General features: G+C 70.0%; 19 protein-coding genes. 10 read left to right on the top strand and 9 right to left on the bottom strand.

Annotated elements, in window-relative coordinates; genetic code table 11:
- Positions 1-5: 5 nt before the first annotated feature.
- A complete protein-coding gene (locus KZ820_RS09245; RefSeq protein WP_219748354.1) occupies positions 6-794 on the bottom strand; it encodes a GDSL-type esterase/lipase family protein in 789 nt (262 codons plus the stop codon).
- A gap of 225 nt (positions 795-1,019) precedes the next feature.
- On the opposite strand from KZ820_RS09245, the gene KZ820_RS09250 reads away from it, so the two are divergent.
- The 6 genes from KZ820_RS09250 (at position 1,020) to KZ820_RS09275 (ending at position 12,717) form a co-directional block, all read left to right on the top strand.
- Positions 1,020-3,923 (top strand): TonB-dependent receptor, encoded by a 2,904-nt coding sequence (locus KZ820_RS09250; RefSeq protein WP_258047995.1) that lies wholly within the window; start codon positions 1,020-1,022, stop codon positions 3,921-3,923.
- A 121-nt stretch (positions 3,924-4,044) separates the two neighbouring features.
- On the top strand, positions 4,045-6,372 hold the full coding sequence (locus KZ820_RS09255) for a glycoside hydrolase family 31 protein (protein WP_219748355.1): 2,328 nt from the start codon (positions 4,045-4,047) through the stop codon (positions 6,370-6,372).
- A gap of 318 nt (positions 6,373-6,690) precedes the next feature.
- Positions 6,691-7,479 (top strand): IclR family transcriptional regulator, encoded by a 789-nt coding sequence (locus KZ820_RS09260; protein WP_132907302.1) that lies wholly within the window; start codon positions 6,691-6,693, stop codon positions 7,477-7,479.
- A 317-nt stretch (positions 7,480-7,796) separates the two neighbouring features.
- Complete coding sequence (locus KZ820_RS09265; RefSeq protein ID WP_219748356.1) at positions 7,797-9,071, top strand: L-fuconate dehydratase; 1,275 nt, start codon at positions 7,797-7,799, stop codon at positions 9,069-9,071.
- A 164-nt stretch (positions 9,072-9,235) separates the two neighbouring features.
- A complete protein-coding gene (locus KZ820_RS09270) occupies positions 9,236-10,687 on the top strand; it encodes an ATPase domain-containing protein (RefSeq protein ID WP_219748563.1) in 1,452 nt (483 codons plus the stop codon).
- Entirely contained in the window at positions 10,684-12,717 is a 2,034-nt protein-coding gene (locus KZ820_RS09275; protein WP_308462176.1) for a hybrid sensor histidine kinase/response regulator, read from the top strand. Before KZ820_RS09270 ends, KZ820_RS09275 begins: the two co-directional genes overlap by 4 nt.
- A gap of 34 nt (positions 12,718-12,751) precedes the next feature.
- Here KZ820_RS09275 and KZ820_RS09280 read toward each other — a convergent pair whose 3' ends face one another.
- From KZ820_RS09280 to KZ820_RS09290, 3 genes are all read right to left on the bottom strand, one after another.
- Positions 12,752-13,015 carry a hypothetical protein gene (locus KZ820_RS09280; RefSeq protein WP_219748357.1) on the bottom strand — a complete coding sequence of 88 codons (264 nt, stop codon included), beginning with the start codon at positions 13,013-13,015 and terminating at the stop codon, positions 12,752-12,754.
- Positions 13,012-13,383 (bottom strand): SAM-dependent methyltransferase, encoded by a 372-nt coding sequence (locus tag KZ820_RS09285; protein WP_219748358.1) that lies wholly within the window; start codon positions 13,381-13,383, stop codon positions 13,012-13,014. Before KZ820_RS09285 ends, KZ820_RS09280 begins: the two co-directional genes overlap by 4 nt.
- Before the next feature lie 220 nt (positions 13,384-13,603).
- On the bottom strand, positions 13,604-14,305 hold the full coding sequence (locus KZ820_RS09290) for an NAD-dependent deacylase (protein ID WP_219748359.1): 702 nt from the start codon (positions 14,303-14,305) through the stop codon (positions 13,604-13,606).
- Positions 14,306-14,376: 71 nt separating this feature from the next.
- On the opposite strand from KZ820_RS09290, the gene KZ820_RS09295 reads away from it, so the two are divergent.
- A complete protein-coding gene (locus KZ820_RS09295; RefSeq protein WP_183923435.1) occupies positions 14,377-14,526 on the top strand; it encodes a hypothetical protein in 150 nt (49 codons plus the stop codon).
- Between the two features lie 17 nt (positions 14,527-14,543).
- On the opposite strand, the gene KZ820_RS09300 is transcribed toward KZ820_RS09295, so the two are convergent.
- The 3 genes from KZ820_RS09300 to phhA form a co-directional block, all read right to left on the bottom strand.
- Positions 14,544-14,750, bottom strand: a complete 207-nt coding sequence (locus tag KZ820_RS09300) for a hypothetical protein (RefSeq protein WP_219748360.1) — start codon at positions 14,748-14,750, stop codon at positions 14,544-14,546.
- A 107-nt stretch (positions 14,751-14,857) separates the two neighbouring features.
- Complete coding sequence (locus KZ820_RS09305) at positions 14,858-15,418, bottom strand: FxDxF family PEP-CTERM protein (RefSeq protein WP_219748361.1); 561 nt, start codon at positions 15,416-15,418, stop codon at positions 14,858-14,860.
- 191 nt (positions 15,419-15,609) lie between these two features.
- Positions 15,610-16,482: a phenylalanine 4-monooxygenase gene (phhA, locus tag KZ820_RS09310; RefSeq protein WP_219748362.1), complete on the bottom strand. Its 873-nt coding sequence runs from the start codon at positions 16,480-16,482 to the stop codon at positions 15,610-15,612.
- A 23-nt stretch (positions 16,483-16,505) separates the two neighbouring features.
- On the opposite strand from phhA, the gene KZ820_RS09315 reads away from it, so the two are divergent.
- On the top strand, positions 16,506-17,159 hold the full coding sequence (locus KZ820_RS09315; RefSeq protein WP_308462177.1) for a TIGR02117 family protein: 654 nt from the start codon (positions 16,506-16,508) through the stop codon (positions 17,157-17,159).
- A 142-nt stretch (positions 17,160-17,301) separates the two neighbouring features.
- Here the strand turns inward: KZ820_RS09315 and KZ820_RS09320 are convergent, their stop codons facing one another.
- Positions 17,302-17,667: a hypothetical protein gene (locus tag KZ820_RS09320; protein WP_219748363.1), complete on the bottom strand. Its 366-nt coding sequence runs from the start codon at positions 17,665-17,667 to the stop codon at positions 17,302-17,304.
- Positions 17,668-17,778: 111 nt separating this feature from the next.
- On the opposite strand from KZ820_RS09320, the gene KZ820_RS09325 reads away from it, so the two are divergent.
- Entirely contained in the window at positions 17,779-18,684 is a 906-nt protein-coding gene (locus tag KZ820_RS09325; protein WP_219748364.1) for a pirin family protein, read from the top strand.
- Here the strand turns inward: KZ820_RS09325 and KZ820_RS09330 are convergent.
- Positions 18,671-19,684 carry a bile acid:sodium symporter family protein gene (locus KZ820_RS09330; RefSeq protein ID WP_219748365.1) on the bottom strand — a complete coding sequence of 338 codons (1,014 nt, stop codon included), beginning with the start codon at positions 19,682-19,684 and terminating at the stop codon, positions 18,671-18,673. The genes KZ820_RS09325 and KZ820_RS09330 overlap by 14 nt on opposite strands.
- Before the next feature lie 536 nt (positions 19,685-20,220).
- Between KZ820_RS09330 and KZ820_RS09335 the strand changes: the two genes are divergently transcribed.
- Entirely contained in the window at positions 20,221-21,072 is an 852-nt protein-coding gene (locus KZ820_RS09335; protein ID WP_258047997.1) for a LysR family transcriptional regulator, read from the top strand.
- The last annotated feature ends 205 nt before the right edge of the window (positions 21,073-21,277 follow it).

Below are 21,277 nucleotides of genomic sequence, written 5' to 3' on the forward strand. Positions count from 1 at the left end.
TGTCGCTAGGACGGCAAGCGTGTCCGCGTCTTCTCCCCCAGCGCGCGCCGGATCGCCGCCTCGGCGACGGGCGCCATCAGGACGTAGCCGGCGCGTAGCGGGTGGATGCCGTCCGCAGTAAGATCGTGCCGCATCAGCCCGCGCCCGTCGACCAGCGCGGCGTAATAATCGGCGTAGACGTAGCCGCGGCGCGCACAGAAGGCGCGCAGCCAGGCGTTGAGCGTCCGCAGGCGCGCCGGATCGCGCTCACGCAGCACGTCGCGCGCCGCCGCCGTGTCGCCGTTGACGGGTAGCAGCGCGCCGAACACCACCCTGATACCGTGCGCGTCGGCGAGGTCGCCCAGCGCCTCCCAGTTCGCCTCGATCTGCGCGTCGCTCTCCTGCTGCAGGAAGCCCTGCACGTCGTTGACGCCGGCGAGCACCACCACCGCCGCGGGGTGCAGCGCGACCACGTCCTGATGGAAGCGCAGCAGCAACTGGCTCGTCACCTGGCTGCCGATCCCGCGATTGACATAGGGGCGGCCCGGGAAAGAGCGCGACAGGTCCCAGCGATCGGTGATCGAATCGCCCAGAAACACCACCCGCCGCTCGCCCGGCCGCGGCGCACCGAGCGCGCGGTTGGCCGCCGCGTAGAGGTAACGCTCGCCGAAGTCCTGCATCAGGCTGGGTACCAGCCGCGCCCGGAACGGCCCCAGCCAAGGGCCCCAGTCCCGCTCCGGGACGGTGCGGCGCTCTGGCGAGCTCTGGTACACCGGCTCGGCCGCGGGCGCTTCCGCCCACGCCGCCGTCATCATGACAGCTCCTACGGCAGCCAAGAGCAAACGATTGAATTGGAGCATCTTCCTCCCCCCGTCCGCTTGGGAGCTTAACATAGCCTAGTCGCTGGTGCGCGTGAAATTCATATATGAATATGATTGATCCTGCAGTAGTGAACGTTCTCGGGCGCCGCCGCAGCAACGAGACGCCCGCCGATGACAGGCCGCTGGCGCGATGCGTGCGCCGGCGCAGGGAGGACGAGGATGATGACGGGTAACGGGTTCATCGCGCGCCGCGCGCGGGCGCGACTGGCACTGACGGTGTCCGCGGCGGCGCTGCTGCTGGCTGGCGCGACCGCGCACGCGCAGACGCGGGAAGGCTCCCCTCCCACGGCTCAGCAGCCGGGCACGGGAAGCGGCGTCACCGCACCGAGCGGCGACCAGGGCATCGCCGATCCCGGCAGCGGCAACAGCGATGCCAGCGGCGGTGACGTCGTCGTCACAGGCGTCCGCGCCAGCCTCAGCAGCGCGCAGGGGATCAAGCGCTACGCCGACCAGATCGTCGACTCGATCGTCGCCGAGGACATCGGCAAGCTGCCCGATCGCAACGTCGCCGAGGCATTGCAGAGGATCACCGGCATCCAGATCCAGCGCAGCTACGGTGAGGGCAGCTCGATCGCGATCCGCGGGCTCAGCCAGGTGCGCACCGAGATCAACGGGCGTGACGTGTTCACGGCCAACAACGGTCGCACGCTGAGCCTGGAAGACGTGCCCTCCGAGTTGCTCGCCGGGGTCGACGTCTACAAGAATCCCTCGGCCAACCTGATCGAGGGCGGCATCGGCGGCCTCGTCAACCTGCGCACGCGCAAGCCGTTCGACTTCGACGGCTTCAAGCTCTCCGCGAGCGCGACCGCCAACTATTACGACCTGTACGACGGCACAAAGCCGCAGGCGAACCTGCTCGTGTCGGATCGCTGGCAGACCGGCGTCGGCGAGATCGGCGTGCTGCTCGACGTTGCCTATCAGGAGACCGCGTTCCGCCAGGACCAGATCTCCAGCCAGCCCTTCTACCTGCTCAACGACCAGCTGAACGCGAGCGGCCAGCCGGTCAACGCGACCGACTATGCCACCGCCCAGGGCCTAGGCCGGCTCGGCCAGCCGACGTACCTCTCGCACGGCGTCGGCATCGGCCAATATCTCGGCGATCGCCGCCGCCTCGGCATCGACGCCGCGGTGCAGTGGCGGCCGACCGACACGATCGACGTCACCGCCGAATATGTTCGCTCGGACTACAAATTCCGTTACGGCGACTACAGCTTCTTCGCCTACACCGGCGACAATCCGATCACGCCGGACTTCACCCAGCCGTTCACCTACGACAGCGAGGGCAATTTCCGCAGCGGCACCTTCGTCAACGTGCCGATCAACGCAAACACCAGCCTCGAACAGCGCCATTCCGTCACCAACGACTATTCGCTCAACGCCAAATGGCGGCCGAGCGACCGGCTGACGATCAACGGCGACTTCCAGTATATCCGCGGCGTCACCGACGGGCAGCGCTCGATCGTCATCCTCGCGTCCACCGCCGAGCGGCTGACCACCTCGGTCGGCAGCGGCGTGCCGTCGATGATCATCTCGCCTGACAGTGATCCTGGCAACGGCAACGGGCTGGTCAGCGATCCGGCCAATTACGCCTCGGGAGCGGGCTACCTCGATCATATCGAGCATTCGGTCGGCACCGAATATGCCGGCCGCCTGGACGCCGAGTACAAGATCGACGGCGGCTTCCTGAAGTCACTCGCGGGGGGGCTGCGCTACACCGACCGCTCGGCGGTGACCGACAGCTCGACTTATCAATATTACGGCCTCACCCGCGCGCTCTCGCCCGATCTCTATGAGCAGCGGCTGTTCCGCGGCGACCTCTATCGCGGCTTCCAGGACGTGCCCACCAGCGCGGTGTTCTTCAACCGCGATACCGTGCTCGACTATGGCGCGACGCGGCAGGCGCTGGCCCCGTTCGTCGATCCGTCGCAGCAGGCGGCGCTGCTCGCCGGCGTCGGCTACGCGCCGTCCGACCGCAACACGCAGGGCGAGAAGACCTATACCGCGTACGGCGTGGCGCGCTTCGGCAGCGGCGGCGCGGTGCCGATCGACGGCAATATCGGCGTGCGGCTGATCAAGACCAAGGTGAGCACCGCGGGCTTCGTCGGCTCGTCGCCGCGGGTGCAGACCGGCACCGACGCGATCACCGGCGCGCCGATCTACGGCAACGGCCCAATCACCTTCAATCCGGTGAACGTCGACTCGGACTACACCAAGGCGCTGCCGAGCCTGAACCTGGCGTTTCACTTCACCGACAAGCTGCAGCTGCGCCTCGCCGCGTCCAAGGCGCTGACCCGGCCGGGCTTCGACCAGCTCAATCCGAACATCACGATCTTCGAGAACAATCCCACCAACGGCCAGCGCACCGCTACCTCGGGCAACGCCGACCTTCGCCCGCTCACCGCGGACCAGCTCGACGCCAGCCTGGAATATTACTTCTCGCGCACCGGATCGATCTACGCGGCGGGCTTCTACAAGAAGGTCGACGGCTTCATCGCGACCATCACCGCACCGGAGACCTATTCGTTCAACGGGGTCGACTACGTCTATCAGGTCACCCGTCCGGTCAACGGTGACGACGGCAAGATCAAGGGCTTCGAAGTCGGCGGCAACACCTTCCTCGATTTCCTGCCGGGCTGGCTGTCGGGCTTCGGCGCGCAGGCGAACTTCACCTATGTCGACAGCAAGGCACCCTCGCCCGACGCGCAGGACACCAGCGGCGCGCAGCTCACCGTGCCGCTCGAGCAATTGTCAAAGTACAGCTACAATCTGATCGGCTTCTACGATCGCGGCCCGCTGTCGGCGCGGGTCGCGTATAACTGGCGCTCGAAATATGTTGTCACCACGCGCGGCAACGGATCGGGCAACCTGCCGATCTTCAACGACGCGCGCGGGCAGCTCGACGCCTCGGTGACCCTCACCGTGACGCCCAACTTCGGCCTGACCGTCGACGGCACCAACCTGACCAACACCGAGAACCGCACCTATTACGGCGTCGCCAGCCGCCCGCAGTCCTCGGTGCTCAACGACCGTCGCGTCAGCATCACCGCGCGACTGACCTACTGACGCGATGAGACGCCCGCGGGACGACCGCGGGCGTCACTCCGATGGTACCGCTACCGAAAAGCGCTTGAGCGATAACGTTCACTTGGGCAGAAGCCGTCATATCAATCGGAGGGGAAAGACGATGAACCGCAGGACGGCGCGCTGGGCGCGGACGCTACCGCTCGGGCTGCTCGCGCTCGGCGGACAGGCGGTCGCCGAGCCGGTCGCCACGGTCGACCGCAACGGCAGCCTCGTCGCGGTCGAGCCCTATGCGCCCAACATCGTCCGCGTCACCATCGCCACCGAGCGTGACCAGGCCGACGGCAAGCCCGGCTATGGCATCAGCGCCGCGGCCGACGCCGCGGGCTGGTCGCACAGCACCACCCAGGCGGGCGACGTCTTCGCCTCGGGCGCGCTGACCGTCACCGTCAAGGCGCAGCCGTGGCCCGGTGCGCCGAGTCAGATGCAGCGCTATTTCGCCCCCTCGCTGCCGCCGGTCTCGGTCGCGATCACCACCGCCGACGGGCGCACCATCACCATGGGCGGCTGGTCGATGGCGCCGCACACCGTCTCGGGCGAGAAAACCTTTCTCGCCGGCGCCAATTTCGAGGCTGATCCGAACGAGCATTTCTACGGGCTCGGTCAGAACCAGGAGGGGATCCTCGACCTGCGCGGGCGCACGATCGACTGCCGCCACTGGTACGACGCGCCGGCGGGCGAGCAGGTCTGCGTGCCGGTCCTCGTCTCCAGCCGCAACTACGCGATCGTGTGGGACAATCCCTCCGCCACCCGGGTCTCGCCGGGGATCCACGGTCAGACCCGTTTCGAGAGCGAGGTGGGCGACCGGGTCAGCTTCTTCGTCATCACCGGCAAGTCGAGCGACGAGCTCTACGCCGGCTATGCCAAATTGACCGGCAAGACCCCGCTCCCGCCCAAGGCCGCGTTCGGGCTGATCCAGTCCAAGGCGCGCTACGAGAGCCAGCAGGAGCTGATGGCGGTGGCGGACGGCTATCGCAGCCGCGGCTATCCGCTCGATATGATGGTGCTCGACTGGTTCCACTGGACCCGCATGGGCCAGCTCGACATCGACCGGAACTTCTTCCCCGATCCCGCGGGGATGAACCGCGAGCTGCACCAGCGCGGGCTCCACTCGATCATCTCGGTCTGGCCGCGCTTCGAGAAGGAGAGCCGCTACTTCAACGAGCTGGACGCGAAGGGCTGGTTCCTCAAGGACGCCGACGGCAAGACCGTCGACGGCCTGCCGGTGCGCTCCGACCGCGCCGGCGCGCTGATCGATTCGACCAACCCCGCCGCGCGCGGCTGGTTCTGGGGCAAGGTGCGCGACAACATCCTCAGCCAGGGCTTCGACTATCTCTGGCTCGACGAGACCGAGCCCGATCTCGTGCCCGACGGCTATTTCTACTCGATCGGGTCAGGCGACCGCTACCACAACGTCTTCCCGCTGCTTCACACCGACGGTGCGGCCGAGGGATCGCGGCGGGATCGTCCCGACTTCCGCAACATGATCCTGTGCCGCGCGGCCTATCTCGGCACCCAGGCCAACGGCTGCCTGTTCTGGTCGTCGGACATCCAGTCGACCTGGGAATCGCTGCGCCGCCAGGTGCCGACCGGTCTCAACATGACCGCCTCGGGCATCGCGCTCTGGTCGAGCGACACCGGCGGCTGGCAATATCCGGGCAGCAGCAAGCCCGCGCGCGCGCCGCTGCTCAGCCCGGCGGGCGCCACCGCGATGGGCGCGAACTATCCGGATTATCCCGAGCTGTTCGTGCGCTGGTTCCAGTATAACAGCTTCACCCCGACGCTGCGCATCCACGGCCAGCGCCCGGCGACCGCGATCTGGGACTATGGCGCCGCGGCCGAGCCGATCCTGGCGAGCTGGTCGAAGCTGCGCTACTCGCTGCTGCCGTACATCTACCCGCTGGCGCGGACCACCTACGAGACCGGCGCACCCTTCATGCGCGCTTTGTGGATGGATTTCGCCAGCGACCCGCAGGTGGCGACCGTCGGCGACGAATATATGTTCGGCCCCGCCTTCCTGGTGGCGCCCGTGACGGAGCAGGGCGCGACCAGCCGGCGCGTCTATCTGCCCGCGGGCAGCGACTGGTACGACTGGTGGACCAACCAGAAGCATGCCGGTGGCCAGTGGATCGACGCCGCCGCGCCGATCGAGCGCATGCCATTGTTCGTCCGCGCAGGCTCGATCGTGCCGATCGGCGCGCCGGTGGCGAACACGTCGGAGAAGCAGGCGCTGGCCGAGATCCGCGTGTTCCCTGGCCGCGACGCGACCGCCCGCTTGTACGACGACGACGGCACCACGGAGGCCTATCGCAAGAACGGCGGCCGCAGCGCGACGCTGCGCTGGGACGAGGCGGCGGGCCGGCTCACCGCCGCGGGCGCGCTGCCGACCGGCCAGTCGGCGGCGGGGCTGGTGAAGGTGGTGGGCCGGTAGCTCTGCGTGTCGCTGGGACGATGGCGTTCGTGACCTCCGTCGCTATCCCCACCGCCTCCACCTCCCTCACCGTCGTCACCTCCCTCATCGCCGCCATCCCGGACTTGTTCCGGGATCCACCGGCCCGCCTCCTCTTCGGCCACTGCTCGCGCGCAAGGCTGGATTCCGGAACAAGTCCGGGATGGCGGTTAGGGGGAGCGAGGTCGTCCGACGGTCGCCCCAGCTCCCTCCTCGCGACGAAGTCCTTGACCGCGCGCCCCCTCCCCCGCCTACACAGCAGGTAACAGGCGTCGATGCGCGCCACGGGAGGGGACGCCGATGATCGAGGACAGCGCGGGCGAGGACGAGCGCCGCTATCGCGCGCCCGCGCTGGAGAAGGGGCTCGACATCCTCGAGCTGCTCGCCGCCGCGCCCAGCCCCCTCACCTTCACCGCGATCGTCAACCGGCTCGGCCGCAGCCACGGCGAGCTGTTCCGCATGGTGCAGGTGCTCCAGTTCCGCGGCTACCTCGATCAGGACCCGAGCGACGACGGCTATTTCCTCACCGACCGGCTGTTCTCGCTCGGCATGAAACAGCCGCGCACGCAGAGCCTGGTCGAGGTCGCGCTGCCGGTGATGCGGCAGCTGTCGCTCGACATCCAGCAGTCGTGCCACCTCGCGTTGCACACGCTGGGCGAGATGGTGGTGGTGGCGCGGATGGAATCGAGCGAGCAGCTCGGCTTCTCGGTACGCGTGGGTTATCGCAAGCCGCTGGCGCAGGTCGCCTCGGGCGCGGTGCTCTACGCCTTCCAGCCCGAGGACGTGCGGCGCCGCTGGGAGGCGCTGCTCGACCCGCCGCTCTCACCCGAGGAGCTCGCCGCCTTCCGCGCGCACGCCGACGCGGTGCGCGAGCGCCGCGTCGAGTTGACCCCCAGCCCGTTCGTCACCGGCGTTACCGACATCTCCGCGCCGGTGATGCGCGGCGGGGCGGCGGCAGCGGCGCTGACCGTCCCCTTCCTCAAGAAGATCGGCGCCGACCTGCTGCCGCGCGCCGCCGCCAAGGCGGTACGCGCGGCGGCGGACGCGATCTCGGCGCAGCTCGTCGAGGCGGACAGCCGGCTCTATTGAGCCGCTCCACCCGCCGCCAGCCCGCCGCCCCCGGCGCTCGTTGCCGACCGTCCGCCCTCGCGCTTAACCGCCGCTGGCGTCATCCCGAGCTTGTCTCAGGATCCACCGTGCCGCACTCCCAGCACGTGAGGCGCTCGCGGCTTCGTGGATCGTAAAATGAAGTCAGGATGACGCCGGTCACTGTACAGGCGTCATCATCCCCGTTGTGCGCACCGGTGAACATTGGTAGCACCTGCGAACAGACCACCAGGGGGAGGCGGCATCATTTTGGGCTATCGCAACGCAGCTGTCGGCGCATCCGTGAAGGGGGCGGCGGCATGACCGTGATCACCGGCCTGCAGGTGCTCGACCTGCGCTTTCCGACCTCCGCCTTGCTCGACGGCTCGGACGCGATGAACCCCGATCCGGACTATTCCGCGGCCTATTGCATCCTCGAGACCGACACGCCGGGCCTCGAAGGCCACGGCCTGACCTTCACGATCGGGCGCGGCAACGACCTGTGCTGCGCCGCGATCGAGGCGCTGCGCCCGCTGGTCGTCGGGCTCGACCTCGCCACCGTGCGCGCGGACGGTGCCGCCTTCTGGCGTCGCGTCACCGGGGACAGCCAGCTTCGCTGGGTCGGTCCCGACAAGGGCGTGATCCACCTTGCCACCGGCGCGGTCGTCAACGCGGTGTGGGACCTGCTCGCCAAGGAAGCGGGCAAGCCACTGTGGCGGCTGGTCGCAGAGATGACGCCGGCCGAGCTGGTGCGGCAGATCCCCTTCACCTACCTCACCGATTACATCACCGAGGAGGAGGCGCTGGCGCTGCTCACCGCGCGCGCGGCGGGCAAGGAACAGCGCATCGCCGAACTCGAGCGCTCCGGCTATCCCTGCTACACCACCTCGGCGGGCTGGCTCGGCTATTCGGACGAGAAGCTCGAGCGGCTGTGCCGCGAGGCGATCGCCGAGGGCTTCCGCCACGTCAAGCTCAAGGTCGGCGTCAGCCTCGACGACGACGTCCGCCGCGTCGGGATCGCGCGCCGCGCGATCGGCGACGACGCGGTGCTGATGATCGACGCCAATCAGGTGTGGGAGGTCGGCCAGGCGATCGATCACGTCAACGCGCTCGCCTTCGCGCGGCCCTGGTTCATCGAGGAGCCGACCAGCCCGGACGACGTCGCTGGCCACGCCGCGATCCGCCGCGGCGTCGCCCCGGTCCAGGTCGCGACCGGCGAGATGTGCCAGAACCGCATCGTGTTCAAGCAGTTCATCGCCGAGGGCGCGATCGACGTGGTGCAGATCGACGCCTGCCGCCTGGGCGGCGTCAACGAGGTGCTGGCGGTGCTGCTGATGGCGGCCAAGGCCGAGCTGCCGGTCTGCCCACACGCCGGGGGCGTGGGGCTGTGCGAATATGTCCAGCATCTCGCGATGATCGACTATCTCTGCTTCGCCGGCACCGCCGAGGGACGCGTGGCGGAATATGTCGATCACCTTCACGAGCACTTCCTGGAGCCCTGTGTCGTCCGCGACGGCGCCTATCAGGCACCGACCGCGCCGGGCTATTCGATCGAGATGCGGCCCGAGACGCTGGTGGCGTACCGCCACGGCTGAGCCGGGAAAATCCTCCCCGCTCGCGGGGAGGATCGTGCTCCACCTGCCCTGATCCCGCTCAACGCGCTGGCGCTACCCTCCTCGCGCGGCTGTGCTAGGGTGCGCGCCGACGCGAGGCGGAGGACGAATTGCCAGTAATTAGCGCAGGCGACGCGCGGATCGGGATCGCCGGGCTCGACGACGTGCTCGGCGGCGGCCTGGAGCGCGCGCGCACCTTCCTGACCGAAGGCAGCCCCGGCACCGGCAAGACCACGATCGCGCTGCAATTCCTGCGCGCCGGCGCGGCGCTGGGCGAGCGCTGCCTCTACGTCACGCTGTCCGAGACCGAGGACGAGCTGCGCGCCACCGCCGCGTCGCACGGCTGGGACCTCGCCGGCGTCGAGATCTACGAACTCGTCCCGCCCGAGAATTTGCTCGACGAGGAACAGCAGCAGAGCCTGCTCTACTCCTCCGACCTCGAACTCGGCGAGACCACCAGGCGGATCTTCGAGGCGTTCGAGCGCACGCGCCCCGATCGCGTGGTGATCGACAGCCTGTCCGAGATCCGGCTGCTCGCGCAGAGCTCGCTGCGCTACCGCCGCCAGATCCTGGCGCTGAAGCACTATTTCGCGCGAAGCGGCGCCACCGTGGTGATGCTCGACGACCTCACCACCGACACCAACGACAAGACCGTCCACTCGGTCGCGCACGGCGTGATCCGGCTGGAGGAGCTCGCCCCCGATTACGGCGCCGAGCGGCGGCGGATGCGCGTGATCAAATATCGCGGGCGGCGCTATCGCGGCGGCTATCACGACTTCACCATCCTCACCGGCGGCGTCCACGTCTACCCGCGGCTGGTCTCGGCCGAGCACAAGAGCGACTTCGCGCGCGACCTCGTCACCACCGACACGCCCGAGCTCAACGGGCTGCTGGGCGGCGGCATCGAGCGCGGCTCCAGCGTGCTGGTGCTGGGCCCGGCGGGCACGGGCAAGTCGCTGCTCGTCCTCACCTTCATCGCCACCGCGGTGGCGCGCGGCGAGCGCGCCGCGATGTTCGTGTTCGACGAGGAGATCGGCACCCTGGTGCAGCGCGCCCGCGCGCTCGGCATCGATCTCACCGCCATGGTCGAGGCGGGTAGCCTCACCTTGGAGCAGGTCGATGCCGCCGAGCTGACCCCGGGCGAATTCTCGGCGCGCGTGCGCCGCTGCGTCGAGGAACATGACGCGCAGACCGTCGTGGTCGACAGCCTCAACGGCTATCAGGCGGCGATGCCCGGCGAGCAGGCGCTGGTGCTCCACCTCCACGAGCTGCTGCAATATCTCAACAGGCGCGGCGCGACGACCTTTCTCACCGTGGCGCAGCACGGTCTGGTGGGCGGGATGAGCACGCCGGTCGACGTAACCTATCTCGCCGATACCGTCATCCTGCTGCGCTATTTCGAGGCGCTCGGCCGGGTGCGTCGCGCCATCTCGGTGATGAAGAAGCGCACCGGCCCGCACGAGGACACGATCCGCGAATATCAGATCGGGGCGCGCGGCATCACACTGGGCGAGCCGCTGACCGTCTTCCAGGGCGTGCTCGGGGGCGTGCCCGAGCTGCGCGGCGACCCGGCGCTGCTTCGGCGCGAGGACGCGTGAAGCGCACCACCGTCTCCGAACGCGCGCTGGTGCTCGCGCCGCGCGGCCGCGACGCCGCGGTGGCGACCGAGATGCTCGCCGAGGCGGGGCTGGAGGCGCGCGCCTGCGAGACGCTGGCTGATCTAGTGGCCGAGCTCGATCGCGGCGCCGGCTACGCCATCGTCACGGAGGAGGCGGTCGCCACCGCCGACGTGCGCGCGCTGTCGCGCTGGATCGGGGAGCAGGAGGAATGGTCCGACGTGCCCTTCATCCTGCTGACCAGCCGCGGCGGCGGGCTGGAGCGCAACCCCGCGGCGGTGCGCCACCTCGAACTGCTCGGCAACGTCACCTTCCTCGAACGCCCCTTCCACCCGACCACGCTGATCAGCCTCGCGCGTGCCGCGATCCGCGCGCGGCGGCGGCAATACGAGGCGCGCGCGCGGATCGTCTCGATCCGCGAGAGCGAGGCAAGGTTGCGTACCTTGTTCGATACGATGGACGAGGGCTTCTGCGTGATCGAGTTCCTCGACGGCCCAATCGGACCGCTGAGCGACTATGTCCATGTCCAGGCCAACCCGGCCTATGAGCGTCATACAGGGATCGCGAACGTCGTCGGGCAGAAGGTGCGCGACATGGTCGGCGACGAGGCGGAGGGATGGATCGAGCTGTACCGCGGCGTGCTGACCAGCGGCGAGGCGATCCGCTTCGAGCGCGAGCTGGTCGCGACGCGGCGCCACCTCGAACTCGCCGCCTTCCGCGTCGAGCCGGCGAGCCGGCGCGAGGTGGCGGTGATCTTCCAGGACGTGACCGAGCGCAAACGCGCCGAAATCGCGCTGCGCGAGCTCAACGAGACGCTGGAGCGTCGAGTCGCTGCCGCGATCGATGAGCGCGAGCTGGCGCTGGCGCAGCTGCACGAGGCGCAGAAGCTTGAGACAATCGGCCAGCTCACCGGTGGCGTGGCGCACGATTTCAATAACCTGCTCACCCCGATCACCGGCGCGCTCGACCTGCTCGGCAAGCGCTACGCCGAGGACGCGCGCGCGGCGCGGCTGATCGACGGCGCGCTCCAGTCGGCCGAGCGCGCGAAGACGCTGGTGCAGCGCCTGCTCCAGTTCGCGCGACGCCAGGCGCTGGAGACCCGCGCAGTCGACACCGTGGCGCTGGTCGAAGGAATGCGCGACCTGATCGCCAGCTCGGTCGGCGGCCGGGTCGAGCTGAAGCTCGTGCTGCCCGACGACCTGCCGCCGGCGCTGGCCGACCCCAACCAGCTGGAACTCGCGTTGCTCAACCTGTGCGTCAACGCGCGTGACGCCATGCCCGAGGGTGGTCGGCTCACCGTGATCGCCGCGACCGAGGCGATCGGCCCAGGTTCCGCTCTACGCCTCGCACCCGGCGCCTATGTTCGCTTGGCGGTGATCGACACCGGTACCGGCATGGACGAGGCGACGCTCGCGCGCGCGATCGAGCCCTTCTATTCCACCAAGGAGCGCGGCAAGGGCACCGGGCTGGGCCTGTCGATGGTGCACGGACTCGCCGCGCAGCTCGGCGGCGCTTTCGTCATGACGAGCAAGCCCGGCCAAGGCACGCGAGCCGACCTCTATCTGCCGGTCGCGGAGCGTGACGCCGAGGCGGGCGCCCGCCAGCGCGCGGGCGAGCGGATCGCCGAGACCCGCCCGCTCGCGGTGCTGCTGGTGGACGACGAGGATCTGGTGCGCACCGGCACCGCCGAGATGCTGCGCGATCTCGGCCATCAGGTCACCGAGGCGAGCGACGGCGCCGCGGCGCTGGCGGCCCTCGACGACGGCCTGTCGGTCGACGCGGTGCTGACGGATTACATGATGCCGCGGACGAACGGCGCCGAGCTCGCCGCTGAGATCCACCGTCGCCGCCCCGACCTGCTGGTGCTGGTGGTGACGGGCTATGCCGGCGGCGACCTCGCGCTGGAGCTACCGCAGCTCGCCAAGCCGTTCCGCCGCGCCGACCTCGCCGCCGCGCTCGCGGCGCTGACGAGCGGCGGCAAGGTGGTGCGGCTGGCCGAGCGACGGCGCTAGCCCGACACAGCGGGCGGCCGATCGCCGCCTCGCCTCACGCGCCGAAGCCGTCGCTGTTCTGCGTGCGCGCGCGCAGCCTCGCCGTGTGTACCGCGGCCGCGGTGAGCGCGTGGCCGCGTCGCTCGGCGCGCAGTACCTGCGCCACGCGCTTGCCGTGCACCATCAGCGGCAGACCGAGCAGCGCGACGACGAAGAGCGGCACCATCAGCGGCGAGCGATCGAGCAAGAGACAGGCGGAGCAGGCACCGCCGGTCAGCATGACGCCGCTTAGGCGCCAGGCGAGATCGCGCCGGGTCACGCCTGCCCTCCGGCGATCACGCGGGCCCCGGTACGCGTCAGGGCGCGCGTCGTCGCTGCGGAGGTGACGGTGGGCGCCAGGACGATGTCCGGCGCGAGGTCACGCTCCTGCGCGAGCGCCGCGATCATGTCGGCGCACTCAAAGGAAACACCGATCGCCGCGTCGTCGAACGTCGCTGCGACGGCGCGGGCGCGCGTGATCGGCGCGGGTGCGCCGTCAACGCCGCGTGCCTCGATCGCGACGAAGCCGAGCATGCGCGCGTGCCGCGCCGCTGCGAGCAGCAGCGCACCGTCACCGCAATCGGCGTCGACGATCCGCACCGCGCGGCGCCCCGCCTGGCGCAGCCCGGTCAGCGCCAGCGCCAGCACGGGCCAGCGCGCGTCCGCCGTCGGGCCGGGGCGTGACACGGCGGACCGCCAGGGCGTCGATCGATAGGGAACCGACGGGGGACGAAGGTGAAGCCGCACCATCTCGCGTCATAGCCTCGCATGATCGGGCTTTGAGCGCCCGCCGACTCCAGCTACGAGGCGACGCATAGACTTGCGAGAGCGATCGCGATCGATCGCGTAGCGCGCGCGTATTGCGGGCTCAGCTCGCCAGCAGCCCGTCGACCCAGGCCGGCACCAGCACGCCGGCCGGTCCCAGCCGAGTCTCGTCGAACCAGGCGCTGCCCGCCGAGCGCTCGAGGTTGAGCTCGAGCGTCGCCGCGCCGCCCGCGTCGGCGGCGCGTACGAAGCCGGCGGCCGGATAGACCGCCCCCGAGGTGCCGATGGAGACGAACAGGTCGGCGCGCGCCAGCGCGGCCTCGATCCGTTCCATCTCGTACGGCATCTCGCCGAAGAACACGATGTCGGGACGCAGCGCGGGCGCGCCGCACGTCCGACAGCGCGTCGCGGGCGGCAGCGCGCCATGCCAGGCGTGGCGCGCGCCACAGGCGGCGCACAGCGCGGAGCGCAACTCGCCGTGCATGTGGAGCAAGCGTCGCGCGCCCGCGCGCTCGTGCAGGTCGTCGACGTTCTGGGTCACGATCAGCAGTTCGCCCGGCCAGGCGGCGTCGAGCCGCGCCAGCGCGTGATGCGCGGGATTGGGCGCGACCGCGTCGAGCGCGGCGCGCCGCAGGTCGTAGAAGCGGTGCACCAGCGCAGGATCGCGCGCGAGCGCCTCGGGCGTGCAGACGTCCTCGACCCGATGTCCCTCCCATAGGCCACCCGGTCCGCGGAAGGTGGCGATGCCGCTCTCGGCCGAAACGCCGGCGCCGGTGAGGATGACGATGTTGGCGGCGGCGGTCATGCTCCAGATGATATCGCCGCGGGTGAGGAGCGGCTAGCCTCGCGTCGGGGCGCGAGACAATGGAGCCGAGGATGCCGCGAGAACCGGGCCGCTATGCCGCCAGACGCCTGCTGATCGCGATCGCGATCGGTGTCGTCGCGATCGTCGCGGTGATGCTGGTGTTCAAGAACAGTGCCCACAACCCTCGGCTGACCGAGCACAACCATCAGGTCGACGACTGAGCCGCATAGCGTCTCGATCAATCGGGCATGACATAGGCGAGCGCCTCGCGCGCGATCCGCTCGACGCGGCGGACGGCGTAACGCGCGTCACCCAGCGCGACATAGCCACCGGCGGTGGGCAGAGACGCCTCGTCGCGCTCGCAGAGGAAGCGCTTCGGCTGATCCTGGCAATAGGTCACGCGGGTGGTGCCCGCGAGCGACGGCGTGGTGGGTCGGCTCAACATGGTGCGATGTCCTGGCGGCCGGCGCTCAGCCGGCGCGGGGTGGGGGCGGCGCGATCCCGCGCCGCCCCCGATGCGCCGACTCACGCCGACGTGCAGCGAGACGGTCCTCAGACCGCCTGGCTGAAGCGCACCGTGGTGCGACGGCGACGCATGGCGTAGCCCACCACGCCGAAGCCCATGATCATCATCGCCCAGGTCGCCGGCTCGGGCACCGCCGAGCTGACCGGGGTGAAGGTGGCCTGGCCACCGTACGCGCCATTGCCGCGCGACACGCCGTTGACCACCAGACGGTTCAGCTGGCCGGCGACGATCGGCACGTTGTTGGTGAAGGCGACCTCGAACGCGCCGCCCGCGGTCTTCGTGATCTGCGCCGCGATGTCGTTGATCGTCACCGAGGTGAAGTCGAGATCGTTGGCCGACCCGAGGTCGGTGACGCTGGTGGTCACCGTACCGCTGCCCAGGCCGTTGGTCGGCAGGGTGAAGGTGAAGGTGTCGGAGAAGACGCCGGCGGCAATACCGGTCGCGAAGAACGCCCCCGAGAAGGTGCCGTTCGGGCCGGCGGTCGCCTGGAAGTTGGGTGAGCCCACCGGATAGGTGGCGGCGGCGGCGGGGGCAGCGGCACCGATCACCGCGGCGGCGGCAGCGGCGATAGCGACAACAGATCTCATGTACGAACTCCCTGACTGGAACACGACTTCGGTGCGCGAAGCCGTCGCTCAGAATGCCCGAGAGCGCGGATCGGAGTGACCCTCTTGTTGACCCCGCCTGCCCCAGCGCGAGGCAGTCAAAACAAGTGCATATTGATTTTCTTCGGGAACTTTTCCGCGTGTGTGGTAACGTGACCGTCGCCGGGCGGCGCCTACGCCTCTGCCGCGCCGCCCGCATGCGCCTGAGAGCCGCGCGTGATCACCTCGTCTTCTGGCAGGATCGTCGCGACCGGCACGTCGGGCTGCGCCAGGATCTCGCCGTAGAGCGGCGCGAAGTCGGTCTCAACGGTCGCGCGCAGCAGCGCGTCGAAGCCAGGGATGACGAAGTAGTTCTGCTGGAAGTCGTCGATGCGATAGTCGGTTCGCATCACCCGCTTCAGGTCGAACGCGATCCGGTGAGGACTGTCGCTCTCCAGCGCGAACCGGGTCTCCGCCGCGGAGGAGACGATGCCCGAGCCATAGATGCGCAGGCCGTCGCCCTCGTCGATCAGGCCGAACTCGACCGTGTACCAGTAGAGCCTGCCGAGCTGCTTGAGCGCGCCGAGCTCCAGCGCGCGCTGCCCGCCGCGGCCATAGGCCTCGAGATAGTCGGCGAAGACCGGGTCAGCGAGCATCGGCACGTGGCCGAACACGTCGTGGAAGACGTCGGGCTCCTGGATATAATCGAGCTGGTCGGGCCGGCGGATGAAATTGCCCGCGACGAAGCGGCGGTTCGCCATATGATCGAAGAACACCTCGTCGGGCACCAGCCCCGGCACCGCCACCACCTGCCAGCCGGTCAGCTTCATCAGCCGCTCGGACAGTTCCTCGAAGTCCGGGATGCCGGGCTTCGACAGGTTGAGCACCTCCAGCCCGCGCAGATAAGCGTCGGCCGCGCGCCCCGGCAGCAGCGCGCGCTGGCGCTGGAACAGCGTGTCCCAGGTGGCATGTTCCTCCGCGGTATAATGCGACCAGTCCTGCGCGACGGTCCAGTCGGTCGCGGCGCCCGGCGGCGGGGAATCGAGCACGTGTGTTTCCTCGGTCATGCGACGCGGTATAGCATGGCCGCGTGGCCCGCCTATCCGCCTTGCTCGGTCGCCTGCTCGCCGCGCTCGCGCTGCTGCTGTTCGGCTATGCGGTCGCGGGGAGCGTCGGCGGGCTGATCCCGCGCAACCCGGGCTGGCGCCCGCCGCCGAAGGGCGTCACGATCTGGGTCGAGGACAATGGCGTCCACACCGGGCTGATATTGCCCAAGCGCGCCGCCGGGATCGACTGGACCGCCGACTTCCCCGCCGCCGACCTCGCCGACCCGCGCTACGCCGGCCATGACCATGTCGCGATCGGCTGGGGTGAGCGCGGCTTCTATCTCGGCACGCCGACATGGTGGGACGTGCGGCCGGGCGTGCTGCTCGGCGCGGCGTTCGGCAGCGATTCGACGCTGGTCCATGTCGAGCACGTGCCGCGCCCGCTGCTCGGCGACGACGTGCGCGCGATCGTGTTGCGGCCGGAGGAGTATCGCCGGTTGGCAGCGGCGATCCGCACCAGCCGCGCCGCGGGACCGGCCGTACGCGGCTATTATGGCTACGACGCCTTCTACCCAGGCGCGGGGCGGTACGATGCGATCACGACCTGCAACGCTTGGACCGGGCACACCTTGGCGGTGGCGGGCGTACGCGTCGGGCGCTGGACGCCGTTTCCCGCGACCGTGATGCGGTGGTTCTGACGTGAGCGGATACCAGCCAACTCGCTGGTGCCCCGGCGAAGGCCGGCGCCCCGGTGGGCACGCTTCTTAGACCCACCGACGCCACTCGAACCGGCCCCCCGGCCTGCGCCGGGGCACAAGAGCAGAGCGTCGGCGGGCAGCCTCAGTTCGCCGCGCCGGTCTGGTTCGCCATCTCGCCGCGCGTCGCCGCGAGCGTCGGCGCCGGGCCGGTCGCGGGGCGGAGCGACTCGCGCTCGGACTCGGGTACCGGCGCGGTCGGGTCCGGCCGGAACGCCTCGGGCGCGCGGGTCGTGCCCGGCGTCGGCGCGTCCGCGGCCAGGTCGGGCGCGGCGTGCTCGGCGTCGTCGGCGGGGAAGTAGCGGTCGAACCAGCCGAACTTCAAGGCCGCGCCGATACCCGCGGCGACCGCGCCGATCAGGCCGGCGGCCGCGATCGCGCGGTCGCGGCGGTGGTGATCCGGCTTGTAGCCGCGCTTGCTCTTGCCCTTCGGCTTGCTCTTCTGGGTCATGCGCGCGTCAACGGGCGGCAGGCGCGCGCGTTCCGCCGCCGCCGAGACCCAAAGGTTTCCGCCGCGCCGCCAACCTGCTAGCCCAGCGGCCCGCAACCCGAGAGACGCGCCATGTCGACCCGCGACGACCTGATCCTGCAGACGCTCGAGCCCGCCACGCACGATCTCGGCGGCTTCAAAGTGTATCGCACCCTGCCCCATCGCGAGCGCACGATGGTGGGGCCGTTCCTGTTCTTCGACCAGATGGGGCCGGCGCACCTGCCCCCCGGCGACGGCGTGGACGTGCGCCCGCACCCGCACATCGGCCTGTCGACCGTCACCTACCTGTTCGACGGCGCGTTCCAGCACAAGGACTCGCTCGGCACCGACGCGCGGATCACGCCCGGCGCGGTCAACCTGATGACCGCCGGGACCGGAATCGTCCACTCGGAGCGCTCGCCGGCCGACGTGCGCGCCGACGGTCCCGCGCTCGCCGGCATCCAGACCTGGCTGGCGCTGCCGGACGGCCGCGAGGACATCGCCCCCGCGTTCGAGCATGTCGGCGCGGGCGAGCTGCCGATCGTCGAGGCCGGCGGCGCGCGCGCCCGCGTCATCATGGGATCGCTGTGGGGGGCGCGCGCGCCGACCACGACCTACGCCGACACGATCTACGCCGACGTGGTGCTCGATTCCGGCGCGAGCGTTCCGATCGACCTCAGCACCGACGAGCGCGCGCTCTATCTGGCGGAGGGCGAGGCCTCGCTCGACGGCTTCGCGCTCGAACCGCGCAAGCTCTACGTGCTGCGCCCCGGCACCGCCGCGACGCTGAGCTCGGCGCTGGGCGGGCGCGCGATGCTCGCCGGCGGTGCGGCGTTCGCGACCAAGCGCCATGTCTGGTGGAATTTCGTCCACTCGTCGCGCGATGCGATCCGCGAGGCCAAGCGCGCCTGGATGGCGGGCGAGTTCGCGCGCGTGCCTGGGGACGAGAAGGAGTGGATCCCGATCCCCGAGGTGCCAAAGACCGTCAGCTACCCGTGACCGCGGCGGGCGACGGCGCCGGCGCCGGCGTGTCGGTGCGCTCGGCGTAGCGCCGCGCCAGCACCGCGCAGACGAACAGCTGGATCTGGTGGAACAGCATGAGCGGCAGCACGATCAGCCCGACCGAGGCGGCGGGGAAGAGGATCGCCGCCATCGGGATACCGCTCGCCATGCTCTTCTTCGAGCCGCAGAAGACGATCGCGATCTCGTCCTCCTTGCTGAAGCCGAGCGCACGGCTGGCGGCGCGGGTCGCGAAGAGCACTAACGCCAGCATCACGCTGGCGATCGCGACGATCGCGACGAGGTCCACCACCGACACCTGCGTCCAGATCCCCGCGACCATGCCCGCGCTGAAGGCGGCGTAGACGACGACCAGCACCGAGCCCCGGTCCACCGTCGCGGTCAGCTTCGGGTGGCGCAGCAGCCACTGGCCGATCAGCGGGCGCAGCAGCTGGCCGGCGACGAAAGGCAGCAGGATCTGCACCGCGATCTCCTCCAGCGCGGCGAGCGACACGCCCCCGCTCACCGCGGGCATCAGCTGCGCGACAAGCAGCGGGGTGAGCAGCGTGCCGACGAGGTTCGACAGCGAGGCGCTGCACAATGCCGCCGGGACATTGCCGCGCGCGATCGAGGTGAAGGCGATCGACGACTGGACGGTCGAGGGGAGCAGGCTGAGGAACAGCAGCCCCGTGACCGCCGGCGCCGGCAGGAAGGGCGCGGTCGCCGCCGCGGTAGCGAGGCCGATCAGCGGGAAGAGCACGAAGGTGCTGGCGAATACCAAGGCCTGCAGCCGCCAGTGCGTGAGCCCCGCCCAGATCGCTTCGGGCGCGAGCCGCGCGCCGTATAGCAGGAACAGCAGCGCCACCGCGACCGTCACTGCGCCGTCGGCGACGCTGGTGAAGGCGCCGCGCGCGGGCAGCAGCGCCGCGAGCGCGACGGTCGCGATCAGCAGCAGCAGGTAGCGATCGACGCGCGGCCAACGGAAGGGACGGGAGAACATGCGGGACCTTTCGTTCGTGGCGGCGTCGGTTGCTCAGGGTGCGGCTTCGGTCACATGGCGCTGACAGTAGCCGCCGCTTCATTCAGAGACGTCGCTCTTCGAGGATGTGTCACCAAGCGGGGAGTGCCTGTCATCGCCACGCCTCCTCGCACCGGCATCCCTTCATAGCCGCACCGTCTGCCCCCTCCCCTTCACCCTCGCGGGGGCGAGACCTCTGCGAACTGCTGCGCCGCCGTCATCCCCGCCTTGAGCCGGGATCCATGGTGCCGGAGAAAACAACGGCTTAGGCGTACGCGGCACGATGGATCCCGGGTCAAGCCCCGGATGACGAGAAGGTTTCGCAGAGGTCTCGCGGAGACGGGATCCAGAACGCTGACGCCGCGCCTCCAGCCGTGAGGCCCGCGCGTCTGGATTTCCGCCTTCGCGGGAGTGACGGAAGGAAGCCCCTGGGCGTCCTCTCGACCCTCATCTAGGCCATGATAACTCATGCACAAACCCGATCGCCGCGATATCGCTTATCATCTATCGTGATGAACATGCCCGACATTGCGCTCGATCTCCTCCGCACCTTCGTCACCGTCGCCGAGCACGGCAGCTTCACCGGCGCGGCGCGCTCGCTCGATCTGCGCCAGTCGACGGTGAGCCAGCACATTCGTCGGCTCGAGGCGCAGGCCGGGCGGCGGCTGATCGACCGCGACACGCACCGGGTCGCGCTCACCCCCGACGGCGAGGCGCTGCTCGACCAAGCGCGCGCGGTCCTGGCGGCGAGCGAGCGGCTCGCGCGTCACCTCGCCGCGGTGCCGCTGCGTGGGCGGCTGCGGCTCGGCGCGTCGGAGGATTTCGTGCTCTCGGCGCTGCCCGACGTGCTCGCCGGCTTCGCGCGCCGCCATCCCGAGGTGGACCTCGAGCTGCGCGCTGGGCTGAGCGAGCACCTCTACGAGGCGTTCGATTCAGGGCAGCTCGACCTCATCTTCGTCAAGCGCCGCAGCGGCGACCGGCGCGGCACGCTGGCATGGGAGGAGCCGATCGCCTGGGTCGGGCGCGAGGGCTGGCGCGCTGACGCGGACGCGCCGCTGCCGCTGCTGCTCTACCCGCCGCCGAGCGTCACCCGCACGCGCGCGATCGCCACGCTCGAGGAGGTCGGGCGGACGTGGCGGGTCGCCTTCACCAGCGCGAGCCTCATCGGGCTGAGCGCGGCGGCGCGCGCCGGACTGGGCGTGATGCCGCACTCGGCGCGGCTGCTCCCCGCCGGACTGGCGGTGCTCCCGTCTGGGGAATCACTGCCGCCGCTGCCGGCGATGGAGTTCGTGGTGATCGCGCCGGGGCACGACCCCGCGACGGCAGCGCTGGCGGCGGCGATGCTAGGCTGGTCGCGCCGGGTGCGGTGATCGCCGCTCGGCCAGATGATCAAAGCCCGTTCCTTTCACCGTCACCCCGGCGAACGCCGGGGTCCAGGTGGGACGGCCGTCGTCGTTGAGTCGCCACGTCACTCAACTGGGCCCCGGCTTTCGCCGGGGCCGCAGAAGAGAAGGGTTTGCGTCTCCCAAGCCAATCGATCTGAGCGCCAGAGCACACAAATGCCGCGCGTCGACC

It is taken from the genome of Sphingomonas citri (assembly GCF_019429485.1).
In the GTDB taxonomy this organism is placed as follows: Bacteria; Pseudomonadota; Alphaproteobacteria; order Sphingomonadales; family Sphingomonadaceae; genus Sphingomonas; species Sphingomonas citri.

Bases quoted from the DNA above. Each gene is read 5' to 3' on its own strand.
- KZ820_RS09245 (WP_219748354.1), bottom strand. From the start codon at position 794: ATGATGACGGCGGCGTGGGCGGAAGCGCCCGCGGCCGAGCCGGTGTAC.
- KZ820_RS09250 (WP_258047995.1), top strand. From the start codon at position 1,020: ATGATGACGGGTAACGGGTTCATCGCGCGCCGCGCGCGGGCGCGACTG.
- KZ820_RS09255 (WP_219748355.1), top strand. From the start codon at position 4,045: ATGAACCGCAGGACGGCGCGCTGGGCGCGGACGCTACCGCTCGGGCTG.
- KZ820_RS09260 (WP_132907302.1), top strand. From the start codon at position 6,691: ATGATCGAGGACAGCGCGGGCGAGGACGAGCGCCGCTATCGCGCGCCC.
- KZ820_RS09265 (WP_219748356.1), top strand. From the start codon at position 7,797: ATGACCGTGATCACCGGCCTGCAGGTGCTCGACCTGCGCTTTCCGACC.
- KZ820_RS09290 (WP_219748359.1), bottom strand. From the start codon at position 14,305: ATGACCGCCGCCGCCAACATCGTCATCCTCACCGGCGCCGGCGTTTCG.
- KZ820_RS09295 (WP_183923435.1), top strand. From the start codon at position 14,377: ATGCCGCGAGAACCGGGCCGCTATGCCGCCAGACGCCTGCTGATCGCG.
- KZ820_RS09300 (WP_219748360.1), bottom strand. From the start codon at position 14,750: ATGTTGAGCCGACCCACCACGCCGTCGCTCGCGGGCACCACCCGCGTG.
- KZ820_RS09305 (WP_219748361.1), bottom strand. From the start codon at position 15,418: ATGAGATCTGTTGTCGCTATCGCCGCTGCCGCCGCCGCGGTGATCGGT.
- phhA (WP_219748362.1), bottom strand. From the start codon at position 16,482: ATGACCGAGGAAACACACGTGCTCGATTCCCCGCCGCCGGGCGCCGCG.
- KZ820_RS09320 (WP_219748363.1), bottom strand. From the start codon at position 17,667: ATGACCCAGAAGAGCAAGCCGAAGGGCAAGAGCAAGCGCGGCTACAAG.
- KZ820_RS09325 (WP_219748364.1), top strand. From the start codon at position 17,779: ATGTCGACCCGCGACGACCTGATCCTGCAGACGCTCGAGCCCGCCACG.
- KZ820_RS09330 (WP_219748365.1), bottom strand. From the start codon at position 19,684: ATGTTCTCCCGTCCCTTCCGTTGGCCGCGCGTCGATCGCTACCTGCTG.
- KZ820_RS09335 (WP_258047997.1), top strand. From the start codon at position 20,221: ATGCCCGACATTGCGCTCGATCTCCTCCGCACCTTCGTCACCGTCGCC.